This window comes from Vibrio sp. JZG120 (assembly GCF_053890955.1).
This window is the reverse complement of sequence record NZ_JBSRRK010000007.1, coordinates 56,693-83,306: the sequence shown is the minus strand read 5'-3', so window position 1 is coordinate 83,306 and position 26,614 is coordinate 56,693. Positions and strand designations below refer to the sequence as shown.

The following is a 26,614-nucleotide window of genomic DNA, read 5'->3' as shown; positions in this document are numbered from 1 at the left end:
GTGCGAGGCTTTTTTGTACGAACGGAACAAAATAGTGTGAGATTAGTACGAATATGGCGAGAGCCACACATTTTTTATTCTCAACGCTATAGTTTTGCATGTGATATCCGATATATTTAACCGATCACCATTTCAAATTGTATTTAGCACAAAACTGAGCCTTCTATGCGTCAAAATTATAAGCGTTTGTTAGCAGCCCTTGTGTTGATGAGCGCGACTCAGACATTATCAGTGGTTCAAGCCGAAGGAATTCGTCTTGTTGGACCGTCTGGTGAAGTGCAATCATCTCCGAGCTATGCTGAAGATATTGAGCGAGCATTACCTGCTCCTCCTGCAAATACTCAGCCGTCACGTTTCTTTGGTCCGACTGGTGAAAATCAAACACTATGGTCGATCGCTTCAGAGTTACGACCTTCACGCGGTGTTACCGTTCAACAAACGCTTCTTGCCATTTATCGAATTAACCCTCAAGCGTTTGAGAACCAAAACATTCATGAGTTGATCCCAGGGAGTCGACTACGAGTACCGTCTCTAGAGCAAGTGCAAAGCGCGACTACAGAGCAAGCTGTTGCGATTATGAAGGCGCACGAGGCTAAGTTAAAACAGCCGAAGCCGACAAATAGAGCCACGCCAGCGCAACGCGTCACCGAGCAACCAAAGCCACAAATAAAAGTAGAACCCAAGCCTGTTGCTCCTAAACCAGAAACCACTGTAGCTGCGGAACCAAAACCGGTTCAAAAAACAATACCAGTTATTCCTGCGCCACCTGTGAACACCTCTCCGCAGGGTGAAAAGCAGGTCAGTGCGTTAAAAGACAAACTTCAAGGCTCACAAAGTGAATTAGAGTCATTGGAAGAGAAGAACCATCGTCTTCGCTTAATGTTGTCAGAAGTGCAAAGCGAAGTTGAAACCTTGAAAAATGAGCTGAATGACGAAGAACGCATTCGCTCGGAAGTCGAGAAACTGCTTGCTGAAGAGCGCCAGCGCCTTGCTGAGCAACAACGCATGCAGCCAAGTACGATTGACAAGATTTTGTCTAATGGTTGGCTTGTCGGCTTAGCGGCGCTTATTCCAGGTGCATTGCTGGCACTGTTGGTTGTGATGTTGCTTGGTCGCCGTTCTAAAAACAAAGAGGAAGAGCCTGCTGCGCAATCGCCGCAGGAAACCGATCCATTAGCTGCGCCAATTGGTTTAGCGGCGACGGACGAGCTGGATGAAGAACTCACGCTTGATGATGAGTTGTTCGCAGATGAAGATATAAATACTCAGGCTACACAAGAAGAGAAGCCAGATTTAGAAGAAGACGTCTTTGCCAACCTTGACGATGAAGAACTTGATTTCAACCTAGAAGGGGACGATGACCCATTTGCGGGTATCGGTGATGACGGCGACCTGGATGTTGGTCTGGATGAGTTTGAGTCATCGAACAATGGTATCCAAGTTAACGGCGAAGAAAAAGCGCTTGGTTTAGAAGAGATGGAGCGAGCCTTAGATGAGGTTGCTCCAGAACTAGAAGTGCTCGATGACGATGAGGCTGGCTTCGATCTTTCAGATGATACGAACGAGAAAGCAGACTCGCTTTCAGACGACGCGTTTGCGGAACTACTTGCAGCAGATGAGCCGTCAGAAGAGTTACCAAGTGACACTGTCGATCAGGATATGCTTGATGACTTGTTTGCGGAACTTGGCAATGACGACTTCGACCTAGATACCGATGAACCTGAACTAAAACAGCCCGTATCGGATGATGATTTCAGCGCAGGAGAGGCATCTGATGACGATATCGATAAGCTATTAGCTCAATACGAGCAGCCTGTTACTGAGCCGACAGAAGTTGAAGGTGACGCCAGCGAAGACGCCGTTCTAGATGAAAACAGTACGGACTTACTCGATGAACTGATCGATTTTGACGAAGATGAAACAGACGACGAGTTTGACCCACTGAATGAGCTAGAAGCACTCTCTGGTTTTGAAGGTGATGACTCGATTGAAGAGTTAGATGCAGATAGCACAGATTTACTGGATGAACTCATTGATGACGTCACATCCGAACTTGATGAAGAGACAGAAACTGAGACTGAGTTAGATCCGTTTGATGATCTGATTCGAGAGGACGAAAGCCCTGCACAGAATAAATCGGAGGAGGAAGAGTTACTCGCTTCACTTGGTTTTGGCGAACCAGACGGCGACGAAAAACCATCTTCAATAGCCGAGTCAGAGCCCGCTCATGAAGAGCCGGAAATTGAGTCTGGTTTGGACATCGACGCTTTATTAAGTGACAGTCAACCAGACCCACAACAAACAGCGCCAGAGCAACCATTAACCGAGCCAGAAACTGCTTCAGAGCCATTTAGCAGCGATGAGTTTCTTGGTGATTTAGAGGACCTCTCACCAGAGAACGATCCTTTAATGAGCGAGCTAGACGACTTGTTTGAGTCAGACAGTGAAGAGCTTCAGCCTACAGAGCAAGAAAAAGCGGACTTTTCTGCTGAACTGGATGCGCTATTTGATACTGAAGATGATTTAGCGCAACAACAAGTTGAAGAGTCGCAAGCTGAGATAGAGGAACCTTCGCCACAACAAGAAGAGGATGCCAATTCTAAGTCAACGCAAGATGCATCCGTAGAGCCTGATGCTAAAGTGCCGCCTCAAGTTGAGACAGAAGAAGACGCTCCAGCGTTCACTCCGACACCAAATACAGTAGAAAATGAATTTGGTGTTCCACAAGAAGAAGATTGGCTACTGGATGAGCCTGAACTAGAAAGTGAAACTCAACCAGAACAAGAACAAAACTCGGGTAACAAAAGTGAGCCAGAAAGTTCAGAACTAGCATCAGAAACTGATTCGGCCACCAATGCAGAAGAAGAGTTCAATTTTGATGAACTCGAACTACCAGAGTTCAGTGAAGAAGATGCACTGGCATCCATGGCCGACGAACCTGCGTTTGATGAACCAGAGCCTGTCGAGCCTGAGCGCTCTGAAGTTGAGTTGGCGACTGAAGCAGAAGATGAATTCAATTTTGATGAACTCGAACTACCAGAGTTCAGCGAAGAAGACGCACTGGCGTCCATGGCAGGCGAACCTACGTTAGATGAATCAGAATCTATCGAGCCTGAGCGCTCTGAAGCTGAGTCTGCTACTGAAGCAGAAGAGTTCGATTTCGATGAACTCGAACTGCCAGAGTTTAGTGAAGAGGATGCATTGGCGTCCATGGCGGGCAAACCTGCGTTTGATGACCCAGAGTCTATCGAGCCTGAGCGCTCTGAAGCTGAGTCGGCTACTGAAGCAGAAGAAGAGTTCGATTTCGATGAACTCGAACTGCCAGAGTTCAGTGAAGAGGATGCATTGGCTTCCATGGCCGGCGAACCTACGTTAGATGAACCAGAATCTATCGAGCCTGAGCGCTCTGAAGTTGAGTCGGCGACTGAAGCAGAAGAAGAGTTCGATTTCGATGAACTCGATCTACCAGAGTTCAGCGAAGAGGACGCATTGGCGTCTATGGCGGGCGAACCTACGTTAGATGAACCAGAATTTATCGAGCCTGAGCGCTCTGAAGCTGAGTCTGCTACTGAAGCAGAAGAGTTCGATTTTGATGAACTCGAACTGCCAGAATTCAGTGAAGAAGACGCATTGGCGTCTATGGAAGAAGAGCCAGAATTACCGAGTTCTGAAACCGTAGATATAGAACCAATCTCCGGTGAGGGTGAAGAGCTAAGTTTTGACGACCAAGATCTTCCTGAGTTCAATGAGGAAGATGTTCTCGCATCAATGAATGAGAGTGCGCCAGAGACTCCTAATGTTGAAGCTGAGACATCGAGACCAAGTCTTCAAGCCGATAACGATCATGATGCTTTGTTTGAAGTCTTTGCGCAGCAAAACGGTTTTGATACTGAACCAGAAGTGCAGCCAACGGCGACAGAGGGTGAGCCGCTAAGTGACTTAGATGATGAATCTTCAATGGCTAACCTTCTTGCTGAAGACGCAAGTTCAGAGGTATTTGAAGGTCAGTTAGACAGTGACACCATCGCAAGCGCAGGTATGGATTTTGAAACCATGCTTGATGTTGGAGATGATTGGGATGGCTTTAAACCAGTTGCCGATAGCGTAAGTTCTGCGGACGAAGTGCCCGAGGACCAGCGTGATGTCTGGAATTCAAGTGATGCACTAAGTCAGCCAGAGATCGCGCAAGAAAACTGGGCAGAGCAAAGCGACTTGGATGACTTCGACCCGAAGAAAAATCAATTTATGACGATTGATGAATTGATGGCTCAGGTCGATAAAGAAGGTGGTGAGTTCGAAGAGGAAGATCTGAAGCTTGATGTCGGATTGAACGAGTTTCCAGATGTTATCGGTGAGATCGGCGATGTTGACGTAGATAGCAACGCTGAAGCTGCTGGAAAACTGGACCTTGCTAAAATCTATCTCGAGATGAACGATTCTCAAGGGGCGATAAAATTACTAGAAGAGGCGATTGTTTACGGTGAAGATGATATTCGCCGCGAAGCAAAGAGCCTGATTGATGCCATTAATGGCCGATAAATCGAAAAGGGTAGCGTTGGCTACCCTTTTTGTGTCTCGCTAGTATGATGCTACCTCTACGTCATCCTTGTTGAAACTGGCAACTTGAGGTGACTTGAGTATATACTTCCCGCCCCATTTTAGAGTTCGAAGGTTAAGATGAGAATCGCATTAGGTATCGAGTACAACGGTACAAACTACTTTGGTTGGCAGCGCCAAAGAGAAGTGAAAAGTGTCCAAGAAGAGCTAGAGAAAGCATTGTCCGTTGTTGCTAATCACCCAGTTGAAGTGCAGTGTGCTGGTCGGACAGACGCTGGCGTGCATGGCACAGGACAAGTTGTGCACTTTGATACCAACGTTACTCGAAAAATGGTAGCTTGGACTATGGGCGCAAACGCGAACATGCCGAGTGATATAGCGGTTCGTTGGGCTAAGGAAGTCCCAGATGATTTCCATGCACGATTCTCAGCGACAGCGCGCCGTTATCGCTACATTATTTTCAATCATGCTTTACGACCTGGTATCTTAAACTCTGGTGTGAGCCACTATCATGGTGAGCTCGACGAGAAAAAAATGCATGAGGCAGGGCAGTATCTGCTTGGTGAAAATGATTTTACGTCGTTTCGTGCGGCGCATTGTCAGTCTCGTAGCCCATTTCGAAACTTGATGCATCTGAACGTTACGCGCCATGGGAACTATGTGGTTATTGATATTAAAGCTAATGCGTTCGTGCATCATATGGTTCGTAACATCACGGGTAGCTTGATAAAGGTTGGACGTGGTGAAGAGAGCCCTGAATGGATCAAATGGTTGCTAGAGGCTAAAGATCGCAAACTAGCGGGTGCGACAGCGAAAGCGGAAGGTCTGTACCTGGTAGATGTAGACTATCCAGAAGAATTTGGGTTACCTGAAGTGCCGATCGGTCCACTGTTTTTGCCAGATAATTTGAACTAATTTTACAAACTTATTTCAAAATATCGGTAGTGTTTACATTGAACGTGAGCGGAAAACATACGCTATTTATGATATCAAAAATAGGTACAACCAGTTTTTTATCTACAGTAGCTGCAAGATATGGTTTAATCCGTCGGTATTATGTCGAATTTATATCTTTCGCAATGAAGCGGAAGAGTTGAGAGAAAAGGTCTTCCATGAGTTGGCTTGAAAAGATTTTAGAGAAAAGCAACCTAGTAAGTTCACGCAAAGCTTCTATCCCAGAAGGTGTGTGGACTAAATGTACCTCTTGTGAACAGGTTTTATACCATGCTGAACTAGAGCGTAACCTAGAAGTTTGTCCAAAGTGTAACCATCACATGCGCATGAAAGCGCGTCGTCGTTTGGAAACGTTTTTAGATGAAGGCAATCGAGTTGAATTAGGTACCGAACTTGAGCCACAGGATAAACTGAAATTTAAAGATTCTAAGCGATACAAAGAGCGTATCTCTGCAGCACAAAAAAATAGCGGAGAGAAAGATGCGCTAGTTGTGATGCAGGGTGAACTGCTTGGTCTACCGCTTGTGGCGTGTGCGTTTGAATTCTCCTTTATGGGCGGTTCAATGGGTTCAGTTGTTGGTGCTCGCTTTGTAAAAGCGGTGGATGCAGCAATTGAAAACAACTGTGCACTTGTTTGTTTCTCAGCAAGTGGTGGCGCTCGTATGCAAGAGGCATTGATGTCTCTTATGCAAATGGCAAAAACCAGTGCTGCGCTTGAGCGTCTATCAGAAAAAGGTCTGCCGTTTATTTCAGTTCTAACTGACCCTACAATGGGTGGTGTATCAGCAAGTTTGGCTATGTTGGGTGATATCAACATCGGTGAACCTAAGGCGCTGATTGGCTTTGCTGGTCGTCGTGTTATCGAGCAAACAGTGCGTGAAGATCTTCCTGAAGGTTTCCAGCGTAGTGAGTTCCTGCTTGATCACGGTGCGATTGATATGATCGTTGACCGTCGTGAAATGCGTCAGCGTGTGGGTGGTCTAATCGCTAAGATGACTAACCACAAGTCTCCTTTGGTGGTTTCGGTTAACGAATCTCCAAATGAAGAACCATATTCTGTACCAGAAGTGGACGAAAAAGGGTAAAGTATCAACTAACATAAAAACCAAAGAATTTAATGGTTAAAGTTAGATGACCCAAAACCCAATTCCTCAAGCCACATCTTCATTAGAGATGTGGCTTGATTATTTAGCAAATATTCATTCCTCAGCAATTGATCTAGGCTTAGACCGTGTCCAAGCGGTAGCAAACAAAGCCAATCTTACCAAACCAGCTCCAACCGTAATCACCGTTGCCGGCACCAATGGCAAAGGCTCAACGTGTGCGTTAATGGAAGCCATTTTACTCGATGCTGGCTATTCAGTCGGTGTTTACAGCTCTCCGCACCTGATTCGTTACAACGAGCGTGTACGCATTAATGGCGTCGACGTTGTAGATGCAAAGCACTGTGAAGCATTCGACTATGTAGAAAAGCAGCGTGGTGATATCAGCCTTAGCCTCTTTGAATTCGGTACGCTTGCTGCGCTACGTATTTTCCAAGCAGAGAAAGTCGACGTTGTGTTGCTTGAAGTAGGACTTGGCGGCCGTCTAGACGCCACCAACGTTGTTGACCATGATGTTTCTGTTATTACGAGCTTAGCGATCGATCATGTGGATTGGCTTGGTGATGACATCAATGTCATTGGTTTTGAAAAGGCAGGCATTTACCGTCCAGGGAAGCCAGCAATTTGTGGTCAACCAACGCCACCGGCGACCGTGGCAGCTCATGCTGACGATATTGGCTCTGAGTTCTTCCAAGTTGGTATTCAGTATGATTACCAACTAACTAATAATGGTTGGAAGTGGAGCAGTGGCGCATTTGCGTTAGAGGATTTACCTGTCCCATCGTTACCGCTACAAAACGCGGCAACAGCATTGATGGCGTTGGGAGCATCGGAATTGCAAATCACTGACATAAACATTGTCAATGGCTTGAATAATGCTCGCCTGGCAGGGCGTATGCAGGTACTGCATCACGAACCTGAAATAGTCCTTGATGTCGCTCATAACCCGCACTCTGCTGAGTATTTGGTAGAGAGAGTGAAGCAACAATATCTGGGTAAGAATATCCATATTGTGGTTGCAATGCTGCATGACAAAGACATTAAAGCAACCATTGAAGCGCTAACTCCAGTTGCAACACAATGGTATCCAGCGTCGCTTACTGGACCGAGAGCGGCGACAGCTGATGAATTGTGCCAATACTTACCTGATGGGCAAGTTCATTTTGAAAACCCTGTTGACGCCTTCGAGAGTGCGAGAAGCCACGCAAAGACAGGAGACGTTATTCTGGTGGTTGGCTCATTCCATACCGTCGGAGAGGTATTGGAACATTGGCAATCAAATAATAAATAAGTAAAGGTATTTTGATGGCAAGTAAATTCCAAAGTCGTTTAGTCGGCACCATCATTCTAGTCGCAGTCGGAGTGATTGTTCTTCCCGATGTGCTAGATGGTAAGAAACTGCACTACAAAGAAGAATTTGCCAGTATTCCTATCAAACCTGAACTTGATAGTGATGTGGAAAACTTCGAAATATTAGAGCCAGTGGAAGACGACATAGCGTTACCGGACTCTCCAGTTGAAGCGGTGGTGCAGGAGCAAGAGGGCGCCCAAGTGCCTGCTTCTGAGCCTGACCCAACGCCTAAACCAGAGGTCATCAAACAGCCAGAGCAAGTTGAGGTGGCCGCTCGTCCTGTGCAAGAAAAAAATCAATATGAAGATTCTGCTTGGATCATTCAGTTGATGGCGCTTAAGAATCACGAAAATGCGGTCGCGCTTGTCGCTGATTTGCAAAAGCGTGGCTATCAAGCTCATACAAAGAAAGAAAACGAGTTTACGAGAGTGATTGTTGGTCCTGATGTGTCAAAAAGTAAACTTGAACGACAAGTCAAGGAATTACAAAAAATTACAGGCTCAAAAGGTCAATTGCTTAAATTTAAGCCATTAAATCCATAAGAAAACGTTTGCGTCAGCATTTTTTCTGTTAAAATGCGCGCCAACTTAAGATGAAGAAAACATGAATTGGATAGATTTTATCATTTTAGGTGTGATCGGATTTTCAGCTCTGATCAGTTTAGTTCGCGGTTTTGCTAAAGAAGCTTTGTCTTTGGTGATTTGGTTTGGAGCGTTTTTTATCTCCAGCAACTACTACGCCAAATTGGCGGTGTACTTCACCAACATCGAAGATGACATGTTTCGTAACGGAGCGGCGATTGCGGCTTTATTTGTCGCGACCTTGGTAGTTGGTGCAGTGGTGAATTACGTCATTGGTCAACTGGTACAAAAAACAGGGCTATCAGGTACGGATCGAATTCTTGGGATTGTATTTGGTGGTCTACGCGGAGTCTTAATTGTTTCTGCGGTGCTGTTTTTTATGGATGCGTTTACTGCATTCCCAAGCTCGGATTGGTGGAAAGATTCACAGTTGATCCCTGAGTTCAGCCGTATCATCGCCCCATTCTTCGAGCATTTACAAGCAACATCAAGTTTTCTGTCTGGCACTATCTAGTAGTGCCAGCTACTGTCGCAAATCGAGGATTAGGACATGTGTGGTATTGTTGGAATCGTGGGCACAACGCCTGTAAACCAGTCTATTTATGACGCGTTAACGGTGTTACAGCATCGTGGCCAAGATGCCGCTGGTATTTGTACCATAGAAAGCAATCGTTTTCGTCTGCGCAAGGCGAACGGTTTAGTCAAGGATGTATTTGAAGCAAGACATATGCAGCGCCTGCAAGGCGAGGTCGGAATTGGTCATGTTCGTTACCCAACAGCAGGCAGCTCAAGCGCTTCAGAAGCTCAACCTTTCTACGTAAACTCTCCTTTCGGTATTACACTTGCCCACAATGGCAACTTGACCAACGCTAACGAAGTTCGTCAAAAGCTGTTTGAAAAAGATCGCCGTCATATCAATACCACTTCAGACTCCGAAGTATTACTAAATGTACTGGCACACGAAATTGACTCAGTAAAAGGAAATGTCACGACAGAAGACGTATTCCGCGCAGTCACCAATGTGCATCGCACAATTCGTGGTGCTTACGCTGTGACTGCCATGATTATCGGTCATGGTATGATTGCGTTTCGTGACCCACACGGTATTCGCCCCCTATGTTTAGGTAAGCGTGAAGTTAATGGCAGAGCGGAGTACATGGTTGCGTCTGAATCGGTAGCATTGGATGCCGTCGGTTTTGATTTTGTTCGTGATGTTGCACCTGGTGAGGCGATCTACGCAACGTTTGACGGTGAACTGTACACGAAACAGTGTGCAGACAATCCTAAGCTGAACCCTTGTATTTTTGAGTTCGTGTATTTTGCTCGTCCAGACTCGTTCATCGATAAAATTTCGGTATACAGTGCTCGCGTTGAAATGGGTAAAAAGCTAGGCGAACGTATTCGTGAAGACTACGCAAATCTTGATATTGATGTCGTTATTCCTATCCCTGAAACGTCGTGCGATATCGCACTTCAAATCGCTCAAGCGATCGATATCCCTTACCGCCAAGGCTTCGTGAAAAACCGTTACGTGGGACGTACGTTTATCATGCCTGGTCAGCAACAACGTAAGAAATCTGTACGTCGCAAGTTGAATGCAATTCGTTCGGAGTTCAAAGATAAGAATGTGTTGCTGGTGGACGACTCTATCGTTCGCGGTACTACGTCAGAACAAATCATCGAAATGGCACGTGATTCTGGTGCGAAGAAAGTGTACATGGTATCAGCAGCACCAGAAGTTCGATTCCCGAACGTGTACGGCATTGATATGCCAAGTGCTACCGAGCTTATTGCTCATGGCCGCGACAACGATACAATTTGTAAGCAGATTGGTGCTGATGCATTGATTTATCAACGTCTAGAAGACTTGGTTGAGGCTGTCGGCCTTGGAAACCAAGATATTACTCAGTTCGATACATCCGTGTTTAACGGCGAATACGTAACGGGTGATATTGACCAACAATACCTAGACTTCTTAGATGGTCTTCGTAACGATGATGCGAAAACACAACTTGAAATCCAACAGGATTTAGCAAACCTAGAGCTGCATAACGAAGGCGCATAATAGGCGTTTCTTGAGGCGTAAAAAAACCAGAGCTCCGGCTCTGGTTTTTTGTATTCGCTATCGAATTAGTGAATGTTGTAAGCGATCACAAAGTCGATAAAGAGACGAACTTTCTCTGGCAGGTGATCTTTGTGGTTGTAAAGCATATAAATGTCGCGCGGGTTTGCACTCCAATCTGGCAGTATGCGTACCAAATCGCCGCTTTCGATGTATTCTTTGATCATGACATCTGGCATTAGCGTGATGCCTAAACCTTCGGAACAAGCACTGCGTACTACATTTAGTGCATTCGCCTGAAAGCGACCACGATCAACGTTTACTACAGACTCGCCTTTGCTATTAATTAAGGTCCACTTGATAAGAGGGTAGCCTTTTAGCAATGAATGGTTAGAGAGCTCTTCTGCGTGGTTTGGTGCCGGATTCGAGGCAAGGTAGTCAGGACTTGCGACAAGAATATCCTTCACTTCGCCAATCTTACGTGCGATCAGGCTAGAATCACGTTGGGGCCCCACTCGAAAAATGACATCCCATTCAGTTGGGTCAAGCTTGTCTGCATTATTTTCTGTCGTTAGTTCGATATTGATGTCCGGATACTGCTTCATAAAGCTGTTGAACATCGGCATCATCATGCGCTTAGTTAAGTTATAAGGCGCCGATATCTTAATCTTGCCTGATGCTCCTCGGCAGTCGTCAGTGATTTCCTCTGCTGCCGTGGTTAGCCTTTGTAGCAAAGGAGAGCACTCATGGTAAAAACGTTCCCCGGCTTCTGTAAGCGAGAGTTTGCGAGCGTGACGGTTCAACAGTCGAAGATTGACAGAGTCTTCTAGCGCTTGAATGCGTCGGGTGATGGTCGCAACCGGGATCATGGTTTTTCGCGAAGTTGCGGTGTAGCTCCCATTTTCGACAACCAGTCGAAACAGGTTTAAGTCATCTAATTTCATATTTCCAGACACATTAAATTACCGATTACGGCTAATTTATAATTAACTTTGTGATCAAAGCTTGCTTTAAGTCAACATGTTGCATCATTTGAACACAGCAACCCTGTTTGAGTAAATACTGTTATACCCCGTAATATTTGTATAAACGCCGTTTTCAAGCTACGTTTTATAACAAGGTGGAACGGCCTCAAGTCTTGCTGCGCAACGTTTCGCCGGATGTAAACACAACAAAAATAATGACTTAATAATAAATCTGTTTTTTGACTTAGCTTTGTGAGGTGTAAAGGTATGTTTAAGACTCACAGTCAAACGGCAATGGTCTCGGCACAGGAAGTGGTTAATCAAAAACTAATTATGTTGGTGGATGATGATCCAATATTTCGTAAAGTAACCAATGCTTATTTAGAAAGTCAGGGTTTTAAAGTAGTAGAAGCTGAAAACGGCCTAGAGGCGCTTCAACAACTCAGGGAATGCCAACCCGATCTTATCTTGTGTGATTTATCGATGCCGGTGTTAGATGGCATTGAATTCGTCGAAGAAGTCAGTCTTGAATATCCATACTTGCCGCTTATCGTGGTATCCGGCACGGATGAAATGTCCGATGTCGCGAAAGCGTTGCGATTTGGTATTAAAGATTTTCTTCCTAAACCGATAGGTAATTATGAGCACCTATCTCAGGCGATAGACAATACGCTCGAAGATACCGATAGCCATTTCTCCGAACAGCGAGACTTTTCAAGTCAGTGGTTCCGAGTCGATGACGGTGGCGAAATCCCAGATGAGCAAGAGCTTCACTGGCATCTAGAGTATTTGCAGCAGAACCCGAGTGCTGCAAGAGATTTACTGCATGCTTTATTGCCAGAGAAAGATGCTTCTCAAGGTGATTGGCGCTGCTCATACCGTTTATTGCAATCGACGGACGTTATGCCACTGGTGTTCGATTATCGTTGGTTAATGAACGGGCAATTTGCGTTCTATCTCGTTGACTCTGCTTCCCAGAGTAATGATGGTGTCGCGACGACATTGCTTGTTAGGGCTTTGTTTGACGATTACCTGCGTAATTTGAAGAGTTTCAGTGCTGATCTGAAGGATATGGTAGGGATCATTGAAAAAGGAATCGAGTGTTCAGAGTGCGCTGGTGCGGTTAATGCTGTATTTGGTGTCGCTGATCTGGCTTCGTCCTCCGTTTCTATCCTGCCTGCGGGTTTAGATAGCCATTGGTCTGACGGAAATACTAATCAACATATCGCGGCAGGTAATTGTTTAGGGGCAGGAAGTATGAAAAACTTCATAACCCGAGATTTACCGCTAGGTGTTGCTGGTCAGTTATCCATCGGTTGTTTAGGCTCTTCAAGTTTTAGCTTAAATATTGCCCGGAAATCAAGACTGGTATAATTCTGACTTCATAACACAATAAGCAGCGTCTCGGCGCTGCTTATTGTCTTTTTAGAACCACAAAAAACAACAAATGCCCGAACAATAACCTTACTTTTTGCTGGTATTTAGATTTGGCTGTTTAAGGTATAGTCAACGCCTAAAACAATAATGACCCATTTGTGCAACGATAATTTAACGCTGTGCCTTGGGAGAAGCAAAGTCAACTAGTGAGAAGATACATCATGGCAGACAAAGATTTTAAAGAGCCTTATAATATTTTTTACTTTTTAGGTTTCATTGCAGTACTTTTAATTCCAACACTACCTGCAACGCTAACCTGGCTTCGTGTAATGAATGGTTACGCAGGCTTTTAATCTAGCTATTTTGTACCGGAGTTCACCATTCGTATTAAGCGTTACTTTTTCAATACCGTTGGTGGACTCTGTATTGTGCTCGGCATTGCCGGCATAGCCCTTCCGCTTTTACCCACCACTCCTTTCATTCTACTTGCTAGTGCATGTTTTATGCGTGGTAGCCCCGCATTTCATCATTGGCTACATAACCACAAAACGTTTGGGCCGATTCTCGATAATTGGCATAAGCACCGGGCTGTTACTTCAAAAGTAAAACAGCGCGGCGTCATTTTTATTGCACTTAGTTTCATGGTTTCAATCGTTGTTGTTCCCCTTGTTTGGGTGAAAACTGGTCTTTTAGTGATGCTAATCGTTTTACTCGGCTGGTTTATGCGTCTGCCTGTGATTGAGTTGGTTGCTGACAGAGAAGAAAATCACTAAGATTGTAGAGAATAGTGTGCCCGCTCTTCGAGTGGGCGTTTGTATTTTCAGCGCCTGTGACTCTTACGAAAATAAGCACATAGTGGTGAAAACCTATTGTTCGTTGCCCTCGTGATACTGCGATTAGAGAGGGCGATGAGCCAATCTAAGTAAATCGGTATTATGACTACAGAAACAATTTCACTGATCAAATCTAGCATCAAAAGCATCCAAGACTACCCAAAGCCAGGCATTCTATTTCGTGATGTGACGAGCCTTCTTGAAGACGCAAAAGCATACCAAGCAACGATCAACTTACTTGTTGAACGTTACAAAGATATGGGCTTTACCAAGGTTGTGGGTACGGAAGCTCGTGGCTTTTTATTTGGTGCGCCTTTAGCGCTTGAGCTAGGTGTTGGTTTTGTACCAGTGCGTAAACCAGGCAAGCTACCACGTCCTACTGTTGCTCAATCTTATGAGCTTGAATACGGCGTTGATACACTAGAAATCCATACAGATGCCATCGTTGAAGGTGACAAAGTACTGGTTGTCGACGATTTATTGGCAACGGGCGGTACTATTGAAGCGACGACTAAGCTGATTCGCCAACTGGGCGGTGAAGTTGAGCACGCTGCGTTCGTTATCAACCTACCAGAAATCGGTGGTGATAAACGTTTAGAAGCACTAGGTCTAAACGTATACAGCATTTGCGATTTTGAAGGACATTAATACATTCAATGAGTTATTTAGCTTTAGCGCGAAAATGGCGTCCTAATCAGTTTGACCAAGTTGTCGGACAAAAACATGTCCTGACGGCGTTGGAAAACGCACTGGCGCAAAACCGTTTACACCATGCTTATCTGTTCAGCGGGACTCGTGGTGTGGGTAAAACGAGTATCGGTAGGTTGTTTGCCAAAGGCTTGAACTGCGAAACCGGTATTACCGCGACACCTTGTGGTAAGTGCGATACTTGTCGTGAAATTGATGAAGGTCGCTTTGTCGATCTTCTTGAAATCGATGCGGCATCACGTACTAAAGTTGAAGACACTCGCGAACTGTTAGACAACGTTCAATACAAACCTGCTCGTGGACGTTTTAAAGTGTACCTCATCGATGAGGTACACATGCTATCGCGTCACTCTTTCAATGCGTTGTTGAAAACCCTGGAAGAGCCGCCAGAGTATGTGAAGTTCTTACTCGCGACAACCGATCCACAAAAGCTGCCAGTTACTATATTGTCGCGTTGTCTACAGTTCCATCTCAAACCGATCAGCGTTGATGATGTTCATCAGCAACTTGACTACATTTTGGGTCAAGAGCAAGTATCGGCAGAACCAAAAGCACTGGGTATGATTTCACATGCTGCAGATGGCAGTATGCGTGATGCTCTCAGCTTGACCGATCAAGCAATTGCGTTAGGTAACGGTGCGGTGCAAACCGATATTGTCAGCCACATGTTGGGGACGATTGATACCGACCAAGCGATTCACTTACTGGAGTCAATCAGCAGCAAGCAACCTCAACAAGCCATGGATAAAATCCAGCAATTAGCAGCAAATGGTGTTGAGTGGGATGGTTTGTTGCAGCAAGTCGCAACACAGCTTCATCGAATTGCGATGTATCAAGCGCTGCCAGCGTCGCTAGACCGAGCGCAGCCAGATGCAGAAAAAATAGAGTTGTTGAGTAAAGCACTAAGTCCGCAAGACGTTCAGCTTTACTACCAAATTGCATTGAAAGGTCGTGAAGATTTGACTCTCTCGCCAAATGGGCGAGTCGGTCTGGAAATGATTGTGCTGCGTATGATGGCGTTCCGCCCATCAAATAACAGTGGGGCAAATGTTGTTTCTAGTAACTGCGAACCAGCTTCAGCCCCAGCTCAAAGTGCCAGTCAGCCAAAGACTGCACCAGCTCAGACAGTAGCTGCTCCTCGAACTCAGCAGCCGAGTCCAGCGCAAAGCACACCACAAGTGGCGCCTCAACCTTCATCCAATTCACAACCTGAGTATCACGCGAGTGGATATGAGACGGTTCCGCCACAGTATGATATGGCGCCGCCGATGAGCGAAAACCCAGCGCCGCAGCATGAAACGCCACCTCAACAAGTGCAAGAGAGCGTTTCAACACCGGCGCGCGGTGGTCTAAGCGGTTTACGTCACCAATTACGTTCTCAGCGTCAAGGCCTACAACAGAACACTCCTCAAAATGGTGGCTCAAAAAAGCCTAAAGCGGCATCTGCACAACCAGAATCGGTTATCGACCGAGTAGCGCAATTGCATGGCAATTCCGCGCAGGTGTCGCCAAACTCAGCTCCGAAGTCGACGGAGCCACAAGTTGAGGAAGCGTATCGCTGGCGTCCAAGCAAGCCTGTTGAGACAAAAGTGAATACAAAACTGACACCTACGCAGCTCAAGCAGGCACTTGAGCATGAGAAAACGCCTGAAATGGCACAAAAGCTCATCGATGAATCGTTAGAACATAATGAATGGGCGAAGCTAATCAGCTTAATGGAGATCCCTAAGCTGGTAGAGCAACTTGCGCTAAACTCTCATTATAGTAAGGAAGGAACAACCGTTTCGTTACTATTGAGAAGCAGCCAAGCTCATTTGAATACTGATAGAGCTCAAGCCGAATTGCTTAAAGCACTTAATACCGTGTTAGGTGAAGAGTGCCACATGAGCATCGAAATAGGGGAGAGTGGAGAAACACCACTTGAACTTAGAGATAGGCTCTATCAAGAGAAATTACAGCAAGCTCTGAATAGTTTAGAAAACGATCCAAATGTTCAATTTATTGAACGTCGTTTTGCTGCAGAGCTTGATAAAGATAGTGTGCGCCCTATCTAATAATCGAATGGAATGGGGTTGAAAACCCAAAGGTATAACCCCATTAATTGATGCAACACCTCATTAAACCAGAGAGATAAACATGTTTGGTAAAGGCGGTATGGGCAACCTAATGAAGCAAGCCCAGCAAATGCAAGATCGCATGCAAAAGCTTCAAGAAGAAATCGCGAATATGGAAGTAACTGGCGAGTCTGGTGCTGGCCTAGTTAAAGTTACTATCACTGGTAGTCACAGCGTACGTCGTGTTGACATCGATGAAAGTTTGATGGAAGACGACAAAGAAATGCTTGAAGATTTGATCGCTGCGGCGTTCAACGATGCGGCTCGTCGTGTTGAAGAAACTCAAAAAGAGAAAATGGCTTCTGTAACTGGCGGTATGCAACTACCACCAGGTATGAAAATGCCATTCTAATCTGCTGATATTTAATTAAGCGGACTTTTAATGCGTACCAGTCATATGCTGGAGCAATTGATGGAGGCCTTACGTTGTCTACCTGGGGTTGGCCCCAAGTCGGCGCAGCGTATGGCCTTTCATTTGTTACAGCGCGATAGAAAAGGCGGTTTGCAACTTGCAGATGCGCTTAGCCAGGCAATGACAGAAATCGGTCATTGTACTGAGTGTCGAACCTTCACCGAAGAAGAAGTCTGTCATATTTGTACTAACCCAAAACGCCAAGAAAATGGTCAAATTTGTGTGGTAGAAAGCCCGGCAGACATTGCTGCAGTCGAAGCAACGGGCCAGTATTCTGGTCGATACTTTGTTCTTATGGGACATTTGTCACCACTAGACGGTATTGGTCCAAGTGATATTGGACTGGATGTGCTTGATTACCGCTTACGTCGCGGTGATATAGCCGAAGTGATTTTAGCAACAAACCCGACGGTTGAAGGCGAAGCCACTGCACATTACATCGCAGAGCTATGTAAAGAACACCAAGTTGATGCCAGCCGCATCGCGCATGGTGTGCCTGTCGGTGGAGAACTTGAGCTTGTCGATGGCACGACGTTGTCACACTCGCTGTTAGGTCGACACAGAATTTAATAAATAGCCGCTGAATTCAGCGGCTTTTTTGATTTTGGGAGTTTGGGGTAAGTTAGTTGCTTAGTATTTCTACACCATGAACGTTCAGTCCCAAAACATTATGACAACTTTTATCAATAAGAAGCATAACCTTTTTGTTTTGAGCTTGAGCAGTTGCTACAGCTGAGAATAAGTCCATAGAGGTCGGTTGGCTATCTGGTAGATAAGTAAACTTCTTCTCGCTATTCGACACTTCACAGGGAGTCTCTGGTGTTTCATTAACATGAACTGACATCTTGTGTCCACCATCCCAGTAACGAGCTACCTTATCAATCGTGAATGGTCCATACCACTTCTGCCCTGAGCCAGCATTAGTTTCAGCAAGTGAGCTAAACGATAATAGAATAGTGAGTATGCCAATTAGTTTTTTTTTCATCTTTCTAGCCATGTTGATATTAGATTTTAGCTATAATATTCACTGAATATTATTAATAAACTTAAATATTAAGATATTAATTTGTTTGTGATGTCTATCACGCATTTTTGTTTTTGATATATGAAGTTTGGTTTTTTTTATTATATTGCCTGGTTTTGTCAATTTAGTGTCATATACATGCCTGTTAAAACCAAGTTATCCTTGTGTGCATTTTTGTTGGTCATAATTATTGCGACTGTTGGCTACGTTTTTAGGCTCAACTTCTCATATAAGAATAATGATGAAAATCTAAAGGAAAATAAGAAGATGGATACTTTGAATGTAACTAGCTTTTCAAAGTATGATAACTCTATAAAAATGCTGAGAACTGAACTGTTAAAGAGTCGGATTTTGGAAGGTGATTCAGAAGAACAGTCCGAAAATATAAATAAAAGAATTACTAATTTAGAAAATCAAATATCAGAACTATCTAATTGAAAGGCAGTTAAATGAAAAATTGGCTAGGTGTAATCTTTGCGGGGTTGTCTATTCCTGCAATAGCACAAACGATCGGTACTTTGCCCGGAGAGCTATCGATCGACAAGGGTGTCGCATATTATCAAATACCGATAACACTACCAGCTGGGAAAGGGGGTATAGCTCCTAATCTAGCGCTAAGCTACTCAAGCTCTGGGCCCGTAAGGTCTGAACTAGGGGGCGGCTTCTCGCTTAGCGGCCTGTCTGCCATAAAAAGGTGTGGTGACCATCAAGCGATTGAAGGGCAAGTAAGCTCAGTGACTTATAGTTTTACTGATAATTTTTGCTTAAATGGCACGCGTTTAATTGGTGAAAAAGGTGTAACTGGCAAAGATGGCTCTGAATACCGTTTACACGTAGATAACCAGTCAAAAATTATTCTGAATGGTGATTCAAATGCAGCATCAAGTTACTTCATTAAGCATGATAAAAGCGGTGCTGTTGAAGAATATCATTATAATAACCTTTCGAAGAGTTGGTTGTTGAGCTCCTATAAAAGCAACCCAAGTTCAGAGAGTATCTCTTATAACTATGATAATTTAGGCCAGATATCATCGATACATTACGATTCTTTCAGTGTTGTCTTTAATTATCTTCCTATCAATAGTGGTATTCCTACAAAACATTATAAGATAGACGGAAATGTTCATAGGTATGAATCAAAGCTGACAAGAATTGATATAAGTATAAACAATAAAATAAAAAATTATTACCGACTGGGTTATAAGGAGGTAATCGAAGGTCTTGGTGCCTCCTTTATTGATAGTATTACATATTGCGATGCGAAGGATGATTGTTTACCTGCCACTCAATTTGATTGGAAGGAACATAAAAGCCCAATGAAAGGCCAGATATTCTTTGATGAGAAAATCGCTAATATTGACTTAGGTCATTGGGGGAAAAACACTATCCCTAGTGATTGGGGAAATGCTAATAGAAGTTGGTGGGTTGATATTGATGGGAATAGCGTAGGTGACTTCTGTAAGACTGATGCCCATGGATTTACTTGCCACATGGATGTGTCTCAATCTAGTGTCGCTCGCACCTACAATATAAGTCAGTGGGGAGACGCTCATAGCCATTGGTGGTTAGATATAAATGGTGATAGTAAAACAGAGTTTTGTCGTATAGATGATGGCAAATTACTTTGTGATGCTTTTCATTCAAATAATACAACGACACAACTTTCTTGGATTGTGTTGAACTCCGGGATGAAGGACTTCCGTTGGTGGAGGGACATGGATGGTAATGGCGTACCAGAGTACTGTCGTCGTATAGGTGATGAACTTTTATGCAGTGAACCCAAAGAAGATGGCGAGTGGTCTGATTCAGTACACGTTCGTGGCATAGAATGGGGGCAAATTAAAGACACTTATTGGACCGATATAAATGGCGATGGTGGTAGTGAACTTTGTTCTGTCGAAGGGCAAACGATTAAGTGCACGTCTTTTTCGGGTAAATATCTAGTTCAAAAAAATATTAGTTTTCCAATTAGTTCTGTAGGTCAGCCAGATTCCCGTTGGTGGGTGGATTTGAATGGCGATAATGCCATCGACTTTTGTCGCATGACGGATAACGATGCTAGCAAAACAGTTAATCTAACTTGTTCTCTTGGCTCTCTTGGTTCGTTGCATAAATTCGAAGACGATATAGAGTTTGTTAAAAGTGATGATTGGACAGGCGAGCTCGGGAGCGTAGATAAACGTTGGTGGCTCGATTTGGATCAGGATGGTGTTATAGATTTCTGCCGTGGCGTCGGTAACAAGGTCCAATGTGTCAACGCTTATAAGTACCAATATGAATTTGATGTTGATAATTGGGGGACTGGTTTTAACTCATTCATTGATTTGAACCAAGATGGTAAGTTTGAGCTCTGTAAGAAGAGATCTAACCGTCTAGAATGTCAAACCACTGCTCAGAGCAACCATTCTCCATTATTGCTTGAAAAAGTGACAAATGGTCTAGGACATATTTCTTCAGTATGGTTTGGCCCATACGGTAATCACACGCCTTCTGACTCTTTTAAGTCTGATGATTCTGGTCTTTTTAACTTACCAGGCTCTTTCCCTGTAGCTTATCGTCTTGAGACCGACAACGGACATGGAAAAAATAACTACTTATTCCAATATGGTCCTGCAAAGCGCTCTAAAGATGGTCTAAAACACAATGGTTTCGAATGGATTCGACAGCGAAGCTTTGTTAATGAAAAAAACACTCTCAACCAAGAGTTTCAATTTAATACAGAATTTCCTTACTCAGGCACATTGAAAAAGCAAACCGACTATTTTGCGAATGGACAAAAGTGGTTAAATGGTTGCGGTGATTGTAGATCGAATGACTTTTGGAACTTTAGAGAGCTTAGTAAAAGTTCCGAATCTGAATTTGAATTTAAGACGCTAAAAAAAGAGTTCAGTGCTACGCAAATCGTTAAAAGTTTCCAACAGCTGTCTTCTGCAGCAGATAAGCATTTAAAGGGTTATAAGCTTATCGAATACAAAGATCAAAAATACGCAGCAAGCGCTGACAAATTTGTTCCTGTTGGCGGTTCAACACTGATGCCAATCATGATTCCTGCCACAGAGTTTTCTTTGGTTGAGGAGCGAACAACGGTACTAGAAGATCAAATACCAGTGTGGCTCATGACGCCAGTATCGGATGATTTGAATCGCGAGCTATCTGCATTATCTGGTCAAGCTCGATTCGTGAAGGCGATCACAGCTACAGAATACGATGAAATCGTCGAATGGGTTGAAACTCCAACAGTCGGTAACACCTTTGCATTTTATACCTCAGAACGAAAGGACTACCAATACTCTGAAAGTGGTGAACTTCTTAGTACAGTTACCGTAGAGCAGAGTGATGTCGATACATTTCTGAATGTTGGTAAAATTACAACGACAACAACCGGACTTAATCCGGTCACCGGTTATAGTGACACGTTTGTTGAAATTACCCAAAACGCGTATGTAAATAAGGTAGATTCTTGGTTAATCGGGTTGCTCGATTCGACTAAAACAACTTACATTCACAGCGATGGTAGCAGGATCTCTCAAGAGGCTACTTTTAAATATGACAATGAAACCGGTTTGTTGCGTGAGCACACGACGCTACCAAATACGCCATATTCCATGGTTACCATCAAAGAGCGAGATGGAAACGGTATTGTTACTAAAGAAAGCGTTACTGCGACTAACGGGGGGAGATTAGAAACTCGCTCTACTTCCTTTAAACATTCCTACGTAGGGAATAGTGTTGTAACCGAGGTGACAAACCCTGCAGGACACGTCTCGTCTCAAACTGTTGATCTATTGTCAGGGCTAATTGTAAAAGTTGATGAAAACGGTCTTTCTACTTCGACAAAACTCGATGGTTTTGGTAGAGAAGCCGAGGTGTCTGTTGTAAACACTTCTGTAAAATCTGAGATCAGTCGCTTTCCTGCGGGAGACAGTCGTTGCTTATTCAATGTTAACAATGCGAGTTACTGTGTTATCAATCAATCGAAAAACTCAGGCAAGAAGATCAGCTTTTTTGACTTTTTAGAAAGAGAAGTGAGAAGAGCCTCTTTATCGGTAAACGGTAAGTGGGTTTTCGTTGATTCTGGCTATGATGCATTTGGCAATTTAGTCTCTGCTTCAAAACCTTATTACCAAGGTGATATTCCTCAGTATATTGTCACTCAGTACGACAAATTAGGAAGAGTCATTTCGATAAAAGAACCTGGTCCTGCAGGTAAAGAAGACAGCTGGATTTCTTATTCTTACGGTCCTTTCACAGTAACCAAAACGGACGCCAAAGGTCGAGTTTCTAAAACTTTTACCAACGTATTAGGTTGGGAGATTGAGAAACAGGAGCCGAATGGTGGCAAAGTTATCTACGACTTCTATGCCAATGGAATGTTGAAATCTGCTATTGCGTCAGAAGGAGAAACAGTTCGTACCGAGTACAATATTCAAGGCAATAAATCTTTAGTAGATGATCCAGATCTAGGTTTGTGGACTTATGAATATGACGGTTTTGGTCAACTCGTTAATCAAACTGATGCTAAAGGTCAAAGTACTCATTTCGCTTACGACAACTTAGGTCGCAAAGTCGCTGAGAAAGTAGAATCCAAAGTTAAGCAAAGTGAGAAAGAAGTAACACACATCACCACAAAGGCATGGTTTTACGACAAAGTGGATGGACGCGTCTGGTTAGGAGGGCTACTAAAAGCAACTGTAGATGGAGAACTGGTTAAGAACTACTTCTACAACGGTCTGGGTTTACTGAGACGCGAAGAGACGATTACTCCAGAGCACACATTCGCACGAGATTTAGAGTATGACTCTAACGGGCAACTAATTCGAGAACATAGACCTAACAAGTTTACTCTAAACTACACCCGAGATGCTTTAACGGGTATTAATACGGAAGTCTGGGGAGATATTTCTCAAGCTCAAGTTAATTACACTGCAGCTGAATATCGCAACGTGATTGAGCCTCTAATCAATGAAGCCCTAAATAAAGCGAAAGATTATTTAGTTAAAGTAAAAGATTTACAAGAGCAGCAATTCTTCTACAAGCGACGCAAGGAAGAGTATCAGAAGCTTAAAGATCAGCTTATCTCATTTGACGGAGTGGCTGAAAATGAGGCATTTGCGCGCCAAATGAGGGCGGAGCTACATACTAGACCATTACATATGTACACAAATGAATATGGCGAGCGTTATTTCAAAGTTTCCCCAAGGACAGTGGTGGTCTCTGGAAATGGTTTGATACCTGTAGTTCAGCAACCTAACTTCCATCTTAAGATTGAAGGTAACTTACTAAGAGAGGTAAGCCTTGATGAATGGGCTGCTTTTGAAGCAGGTTTGATCAATCAAAACCAAACTGCGTACTACGGCAACTATTCTGATGGCGGAAGTATAAGTTTAGCGACATTTGATTTGGAAAGGGACGATCCGCTATATGATCAAAGAATGCGTCAAATGTTTGATGAACTCAATTCACTCTCAAAAGAAGTAGATAGGCTTGAATATGTGCAAGATACAACGGAATTACGTGTAAATAGCTATCTTTTAGCTGCAGAACAACTAGTAAAATTAGTTAAGCAAGTCAAGCTTGTTTCACAGAAGTACAATAACCTAGCTGTGGAATCTGAAAATGAGTCAGATGCACTACGTTCCCTCAAAGATGATAACCCAGCTGATGGACGGATTTCGTACTGGAAGCTCAACGATATGGACGCCGAAGGTCGAATTACATCAGAGGTTTTAGGAAATGGCTTAGTTAATAGTTTCGATTATCATGAGAGTAATGGTCAACTACTCAATATATACACTAGGCAAGGTTCCAAGCTGCTGCGTGGCGTTCATTACACCTACGACAGAATGGATAATGTGCAGAGTCGCCGAGATCTTGTTAATGATATACAAGAAAATTTCTACTACGACGATCAAGACCGACTAACAGACTACCATTTGTCTGGTATTGGTGCAGCACATGCTGAGAATCCGTTATTTAACAAAAAGTATTCCATGTCTTATGCTGCGAATGGCAATATCAAATATAAGTCTGACGTTGGTCATTATATCTACGCAGATCCGTTACACAAGCATGCGGTAACTCAAGCTGGGGATAATACATATCGCTACGATGAAAACGGAAATATGCTATCTGGCGGAGGGAGAACAATTGAATGGACAGGCTTCAACAAGCCTTCACGTATTCAGCAAGAACAAGGCTGGGTTGACTTTAAATATGATGAGTCGAATCAGCGAGTCAGCAAGCGTAGTAGCGATGGAAGCAGAACTTGGTACCTCGGTAAGTCCTACGAGTTAAAAGAGCTAGCATCCGGGGACATTCAACAAACTCAGTACATTTATGCTGGGAATGGTCTGGTCGCTATAAATGTGAACTCATTGAAGACTGATGGACAAGGAAGCTATGCATCTGTAGATCGCCAAATTCGTTATAGCCATACAGATGCGCTTAAATCGGTTGATATGGTAAGTGATATGTGGGGGAATATTGTTGACCGTAAGCTATATGACCCTTGGGGCAAAGAGAGAGCGTTTACTTGGAAAGCTGACAATGTGTTGTTGCCTCAACCTGTATTGTTGAATCGTGCATTTACAGGGCATGAGATGCTTAATGAAGTTGACTTAATCCATATGAACGGTCGTTTATATGATGCAACATTAGCACGATTTATCAGCGCTGACGTTTACATACAAGCTCCTGATAATAGTCAATCATTCAATCGATACAGCTACGTTCTCAATAATCCTCTTAAATACAACGATCCTTCTGGCCATTTCTTTAAGAGAATTAAAAAAGAACTTAAACGTCAATGGAACGACGTACGAGAGTTCACCTCTCGTTACTCGAGAGAAATCGTCGGTATCGTTGTGGGGATCGTCGTCACTGTCGCCAGTGGTGGTACGTACAGTGTGTTGCTAGCCGATGCTGGTGCAAGTTTCTTCTCTGCAGGGTCTCTTACTAATGCCATTGCTGCCGGTGCACTTGGTGGCGCCACTGGTGGGGCTGTAACCGGTGGGATCATTAGTGAAAGCTGGAACGGAGTTGGCAAAGGGGCTGCGATTGGTGCAATTACAGGCGCTATCGGAGGTTACAATAGCTTTAAGCCAACGAGAGGATTTGCACATGCAGCCACGAAAGTAAGTGTCGCAGCAGCTGGTGGTTGTGCTACAGGTGAGATCGCGGGTGGTTCATGTGAAAAAGGTGCAAAATTTGCCGCATTATCACAAGTTGTTGTGCTTAGCTTTGAGTACATGAAAAATGTTACAGATCGCTATAAGATTAGGTCTTGTGAAGTTGCTAACTCAGGCTCAGTCTGTAAGAACAATGTTGATGGTGAGCTATTGACTGACGGTACTCGTGGTAGCAAGCCTATGTGGAACGAGAAACCGACGCAAACTTTGTTCACGGAAGGAGGTATGGCGCGAGAGGCTTCTGGCGCACATCTTTACAATGAGAATGGGCTCATAGGACGTTTCGTTAACAAAGTATCTAAAGTTCATGATTACTTTAACTCTGATGTTTCGAGATTGTTTGGCTTCCATGGATATGACCAGATAACTGGATTTTGGTTAGAAGGAGGGACAATGTATAACCACTTGTTTCAAGCTTATAGTTTCTCTGGGATGCTGCCTGCTGCAATATATACAGGTGGTGCACTAGTCGCACCATATCCTATTTATCCTTATTCGCAGTTAGGGGATTAGGTAAAAGACAAAAGCCGCTGAATTCAGCGGCTTTTTTGATTTTGGGAGTTGAGAACGATTAATCGTTCGATTCTTTACCAAGAAGGTTTTTGTAGATGACTGCACCAAGTACACCACCCAAAATAGGTGCAACCCAGAACAGCCATAATTGAGAAACTGCCCAGTCACCCACATACATTGCGACTGCTGTACTACGAGCCGGGTTTACTGAGGTATTTGTGACAGGAATGCTTATCAGGTGAATAAGAGTCAGACACAAACCAATCGCTATAGGTGCAAAACCTTGAGGTGCACGTTTGTCTGTCGCCCCCATGATTACGATAAGGAACATCATCGTCATTATAACTTCAGAAACTAGCGCAGCGAGCATGGAGTACTGACCCGGCGAGTGTTCACCATAACCATTGGCGGCAAAACCAGAACCCACAACATCGAATCCAGCTTGTCCTGTCGCGATGACATAAAGAATGCCACCAGCGATCAGCCCGCCGAGCACTTGTGCGATGATGTAAGGCGCAACGTCTTTTGTCTCAAAACGACCGCCAGCCCAAAGACCAACCGTCACTGCCGGGTTCAAGTGACAACCTGAAATATGACCGATTGCAAATGCCATGGTTAAAACGGTTAAACCAAAGGCCAGAGCAACGCCCAGCAGACCAATACCCACATCTGGGAAACCTGCGGCCAACACTGCGCTACCGCAACCGCCTAATACTAGCCAGAACGTACCAAAAGCCTCTGCTAAATACTTGTTCATGTTATTTCCTAATTTCTACTTAAATGACCCGCTGAACATAGTTGAGAATTGTCAATTAAGTGTGAGGGAGATCGCGTAAAGACTGCAAATGGGACGGTATGTGGCAAGAGTTCTCA

18 protein-coding genes are annotated in these 26,614 nt (G+C 44.1%); 15 read left to right on the top strand and 3 right to left on the bottom strand.

All coding sequences use genetic code 11. The features are described from left to right. Positions 1-165: 165 nt before the first annotated feature. The 7 genes from ACWPOD_RS15855 to purF all read left to right on the top strand — a co-directional run bounded on the left by ACWPOD_RS15855 (position 166) and on the right by purF (position 10,611). The gene (locus ACWPOD_RS15855; protein WP_456232052.1) at positions 166-4,539 is read left to right on the top strand and encodes a FimV/HubP family polar landmark protein; all 4,374 of its coding nucleotides are present in this window, start codon (positions 166-168) and stop codon (positions 4,537-4,539) included. A gap of 138 nt (positions 4,540-4,677) precedes the next feature. Beyond that, positions 4,678-5,472, top strand: coding sequence for a tRNA pseudouridine(38-40) synthase TruA (truA, locus tag ACWPOD_RS15850; RefSeq protein WP_047010110.1), 795 nt, complete (start codon positions 4,678-4,680; stop codon positions 5,470-5,472). 197 nt (positions 5,473-5,669) lie between these two features. Continuing rightward, a complete protein-coding gene (accD, locus tag ACWPOD_RS15845; protein ID WP_375223634.1) occupies positions 5,670-6,596 on the top strand; it encodes an acetyl-CoA carboxylase, carboxyltransferase subunit beta in 927 nt (308 codons plus the stop codon). A gap of 46 nt (positions 6,597-6,642) precedes the next feature. Beyond that, entirely contained in the window at positions 6,643-7,905 is a 1,263-nt protein-coding gene (gene folC / locus ACWPOD_RS15840) for a bifunctional tetrahydrofolate synthase/dihydrofolate synthase (protein WP_005397205.1), read from the top strand. A gap of 14 nt (positions 7,906-7,919) precedes the next feature. Beyond that, complete coding sequence (locus tag ACWPOD_RS15835) at positions 7,920-8,507, top strand: SPOR domain-containing protein (RefSeq protein WP_176319619.1); 588 nt, start codon at positions 7,920-7,922, stop codon at positions 8,505-8,507. A 61-nt stretch (positions 8,508-8,568) separates the two neighbouring features. Continuing rightward, positions 8,569-9,060 (top strand): CvpA family protein, encoded by a 492-nt coding sequence (locus ACWPOD_RS15830; protein ID WP_005380590.1) that lies wholly within the window; start codon positions 8,569-8,571, stop codon positions 9,058-9,060. Between the two features lie 36 nt (positions 9,061-9,096). Next, a complete protein-coding gene (gene purF / locus ACWPOD_RS15825; RefSeq protein ID WP_005397209.1) occupies positions 9,097-10,611 on the top strand; it encodes an amidophosphoribosyltransferase in 1,515 nt (504 codons plus the stop codon). Between the two features lie 65 nt (positions 10,612-10,676). Here purF and ACWPOD_RS15820 read toward each other — a convergent pair whose 3' ends face one another. Further along, positions 10,677-11,552, bottom strand: coding sequence for a LysR family transcriptional regulator (locus tag ACWPOD_RS15820; RefSeq protein WP_005397211.1), 876 nt, complete (start codon positions 11,550-11,552; stop codon positions 10,677-10,679). Positions 11,553-11,840: 288 nt separating this feature from the next. Between ACWPOD_RS15820 and ACWPOD_RS15815 the strand changes: the two genes are divergently transcribed. The 7 genes from ACWPOD_RS15815 to recR all read left to right on the top strand — a co-directional run bounded on the left by ACWPOD_RS15815 (position 11,841) and on the right by recR (position 17,587). Then, positions 11,841-12,947, top strand: coding sequence for a response regulator (locus tag ACWPOD_RS15815; RefSeq protein WP_005397213.1), 1,107 nt, complete (start codon positions 11,841-11,843; stop codon positions 12,945-12,947). 224 nt (positions 12,948-13,171) lie between these two features. Then, on the top strand, positions 13,172-13,303 hold the full coding sequence (locus ACWPOD_RS15810) for a hypothetical protein (RefSeq protein WP_005380608.1): 132 nt from the start codon (positions 13,172-13,174) through the stop codon (positions 13,301-13,303). Positions 13,304-13,336: 33 nt separating this feature from the next. Further along, entirely contained in the window at positions 13,337-13,723 is a 387-nt protein-coding gene (locus ACWPOD_RS15805; protein WP_456232059.1) for a YbaN family protein, read from the top strand. Between the two features lie 162 nt (positions 13,724-13,885). Continuing rightward, entirely contained in the window at positions 13,886-14,431 is a 546-nt protein-coding gene (gene apt / locus ACWPOD_RS15800; RefSeq protein WP_005380615.1) for an adenine phosphoribosyltransferase, read from the top strand. An 8-nt stretch (positions 14,432-14,439) separates the two neighbouring features. Continuing rightward, entirely contained in the window at positions 14,440-16,545 is a 2,106-nt protein-coding gene (gene dnaX / locus ACWPOD_RS15795) for a DNA polymerase III subunit gamma/tau (RefSeq protein ID WP_456232051.1), read from the top strand. 82 nt (positions 16,546-16,627) lie between these two features. Next, entirely contained in the window at positions 16,628-16,957 is a 330-nt protein-coding gene (locus ACWPOD_RS15790) for a YbaB/EbfC family nucleoid-associated protein (protein WP_005380618.1), read from the top strand. A gap of 30 nt (positions 16,958-16,987) precedes the next feature. Continuing rightward, positions 16,988-17,587 carry a recombination mediator RecR gene (gene recR, locus ACWPOD_RS15785; protein WP_031780610.1) on the top strand — a complete coding sequence of 200 codons (600 nt, stop codon included), beginning with the start codon at positions 16,988-16,990 and terminating at the stop codon, positions 17,585-17,587. A 52-nt stretch (positions 17,588-17,639) separates the two neighbouring features. On the opposite strand, the gene ACWPOD_RS15780 is transcribed toward recR, so the two are convergent. Beyond that, positions 17,640-18,002: a hypothetical protein gene (locus ACWPOD_RS15780; RefSeq protein WP_041852910.1), complete on the bottom strand. Its 363-nt coding sequence runs from the start codon at positions 18,000-18,002 to the stop codon at positions 17,640-17,642. A 488-nt stretch (positions 18,003-18,490) separates the two neighbouring features. Here ACWPOD_RS15780 and ACWPOD_RS15775 point away from each other — a divergent pair, with 488 nt between their 5' ends. Further along, positions 18,491-25,741 carry an RHS repeat-associated core domain-containing protein gene (locus tag ACWPOD_RS15775; RefSeq protein ID WP_456232050.1) on the top strand — a complete coding sequence of 2,417 codons (7,251 nt, stop codon included), beginning with the start codon at positions 18,491-18,493 and terminating at the stop codon, positions 25,739-25,741. A gap of 58 nt (positions 25,742-25,799) precedes the next feature. Here the strand turns inward: ACWPOD_RS15775 and aqpZ are convergent, their stop codons facing one another. Further along, positions 25,800-26,498 (bottom strand): aquaporin Z, encoded by a 699-nt coding sequence (gene aqpZ / locus ACWPOD_RS15770; protein ID WP_048625836.1) that lies wholly within the window; start codon positions 26,496-26,498, stop codon positions 25,800-25,802. Positions 26,499-26,614: the final 116 nt, after the last annotated feature.

Excerpts from the sequence above, each read along its gene's own strand:
- ACWPOD_RS15820 (WP_005397211.1), bottom strand. The coding sequence starts at position 11,552 with ATGAAATTAGATGACTTAAACCTGTTTCGACTGGTTGTCGAAAATGGG.
- folC (WP_005397205.1), top strand. The coding sequence starts at position 6,643 with ATGACCCAAAACCCAATTCCTCAAGCCACATCTTCATTAGAGATGTGG.
- apt (WP_005380615.1), top strand. The coding sequence starts at position 13,886 with ATGACTACAGAAACAATTTCACTGATCAAATCTAGCATCAAAAGCATC.
- ACWPOD_RS15790 (WP_005380618.1), top strand. The coding sequence starts at position 16,628 with ATGTTTGGTAAAGGCGGTATGGGCAACCTAATGAAGCAAGCCCAGCAA.
- accD (WP_375223634.1), top strand. The coding sequence starts at position 5,670 with ATGAGTTGGCTTGAAAAGATTTTAGAGAAAAGCAACCTAGTAAGTTCA.
- ACWPOD_RS15775 (WP_456232050.1), top strand. The coding sequence starts at position 18,491 with ATGAAAAATTGGCTAGGTGTAATCTTTGCGGGGTTGTCTATTCCTGCA.
- recR (WP_031780610.1), top strand. The coding sequence starts at position 16,988 with ATGCGTACCAGTCATATGCTGGAGCAATTGATGGAGGCCTTACGTTGT.
- ACWPOD_RS15810 (WP_005380608.1), top strand. The coding sequence starts at position 13,172 with ATGGCAGACAAAGATTTTAAAGAGCCTTATAATATTTTTTACTTTTTA.
- ACWPOD_RS15830 (WP_005380590.1), top strand. The coding sequence starts at position 8,569 with ATGAATTGGATAGATTTTATCATTTTAGGTGTGATCGGATTTTCAGCT.
- truA (WP_047010110.1), top strand. The coding sequence starts at position 4,678 with ATGAGAATCGCATTAGGTATCGAGTACAACGGTACAAACTACTTTGGT.
- aqpZ (WP_048625836.1), bottom strand. The coding sequence starts at position 26,498 with ATGAACAAGTATTTAGCAGAGGCTTTTGGTACGTTCTGGCTAGTATTA.
- dnaX (WP_456232051.1), top strand. The coding sequence starts at position 14,440 with ATGAGTTATTTAGCTTTAGCGCGAAAATGGCGTCCTAATCAGTTTGAC.
- ACWPOD_RS15835 (WP_176319619.1), top strand. The coding sequence starts at position 7,920 with ATGGCAAGTAAATTCCAAAGTCGTTTAGTCGGCACCATCATTCTAGTC.
- ACWPOD_RS15780 (WP_041852910.1), bottom strand. The coding sequence starts at position 18,002 with ATGAAAAAAAAACTAATTGGCATACTCACTATTCTATTATCGTTTAGC.
- ACWPOD_RS15815 (WP_005397213.1), top strand. The coding sequence starts at position 11,841 with ATGTTTAAGACTCACAGTCAAACGGCAATGGTCTCGGCACAGGAAGTG.
- purF (WP_005397209.1), top strand. The coding sequence starts at position 9,097 with ATGTGTGGTATTGTTGGAATCGTGGGCACAACGCCTGTAAACCAGTCT.
- ACWPOD_RS15855 (WP_456232052.1), top strand. The coding sequence starts at position 166 with ATGCGTCAAAATTATAAGCGTTTGTTAGCAGCCCTTGTGTTGATGAGC.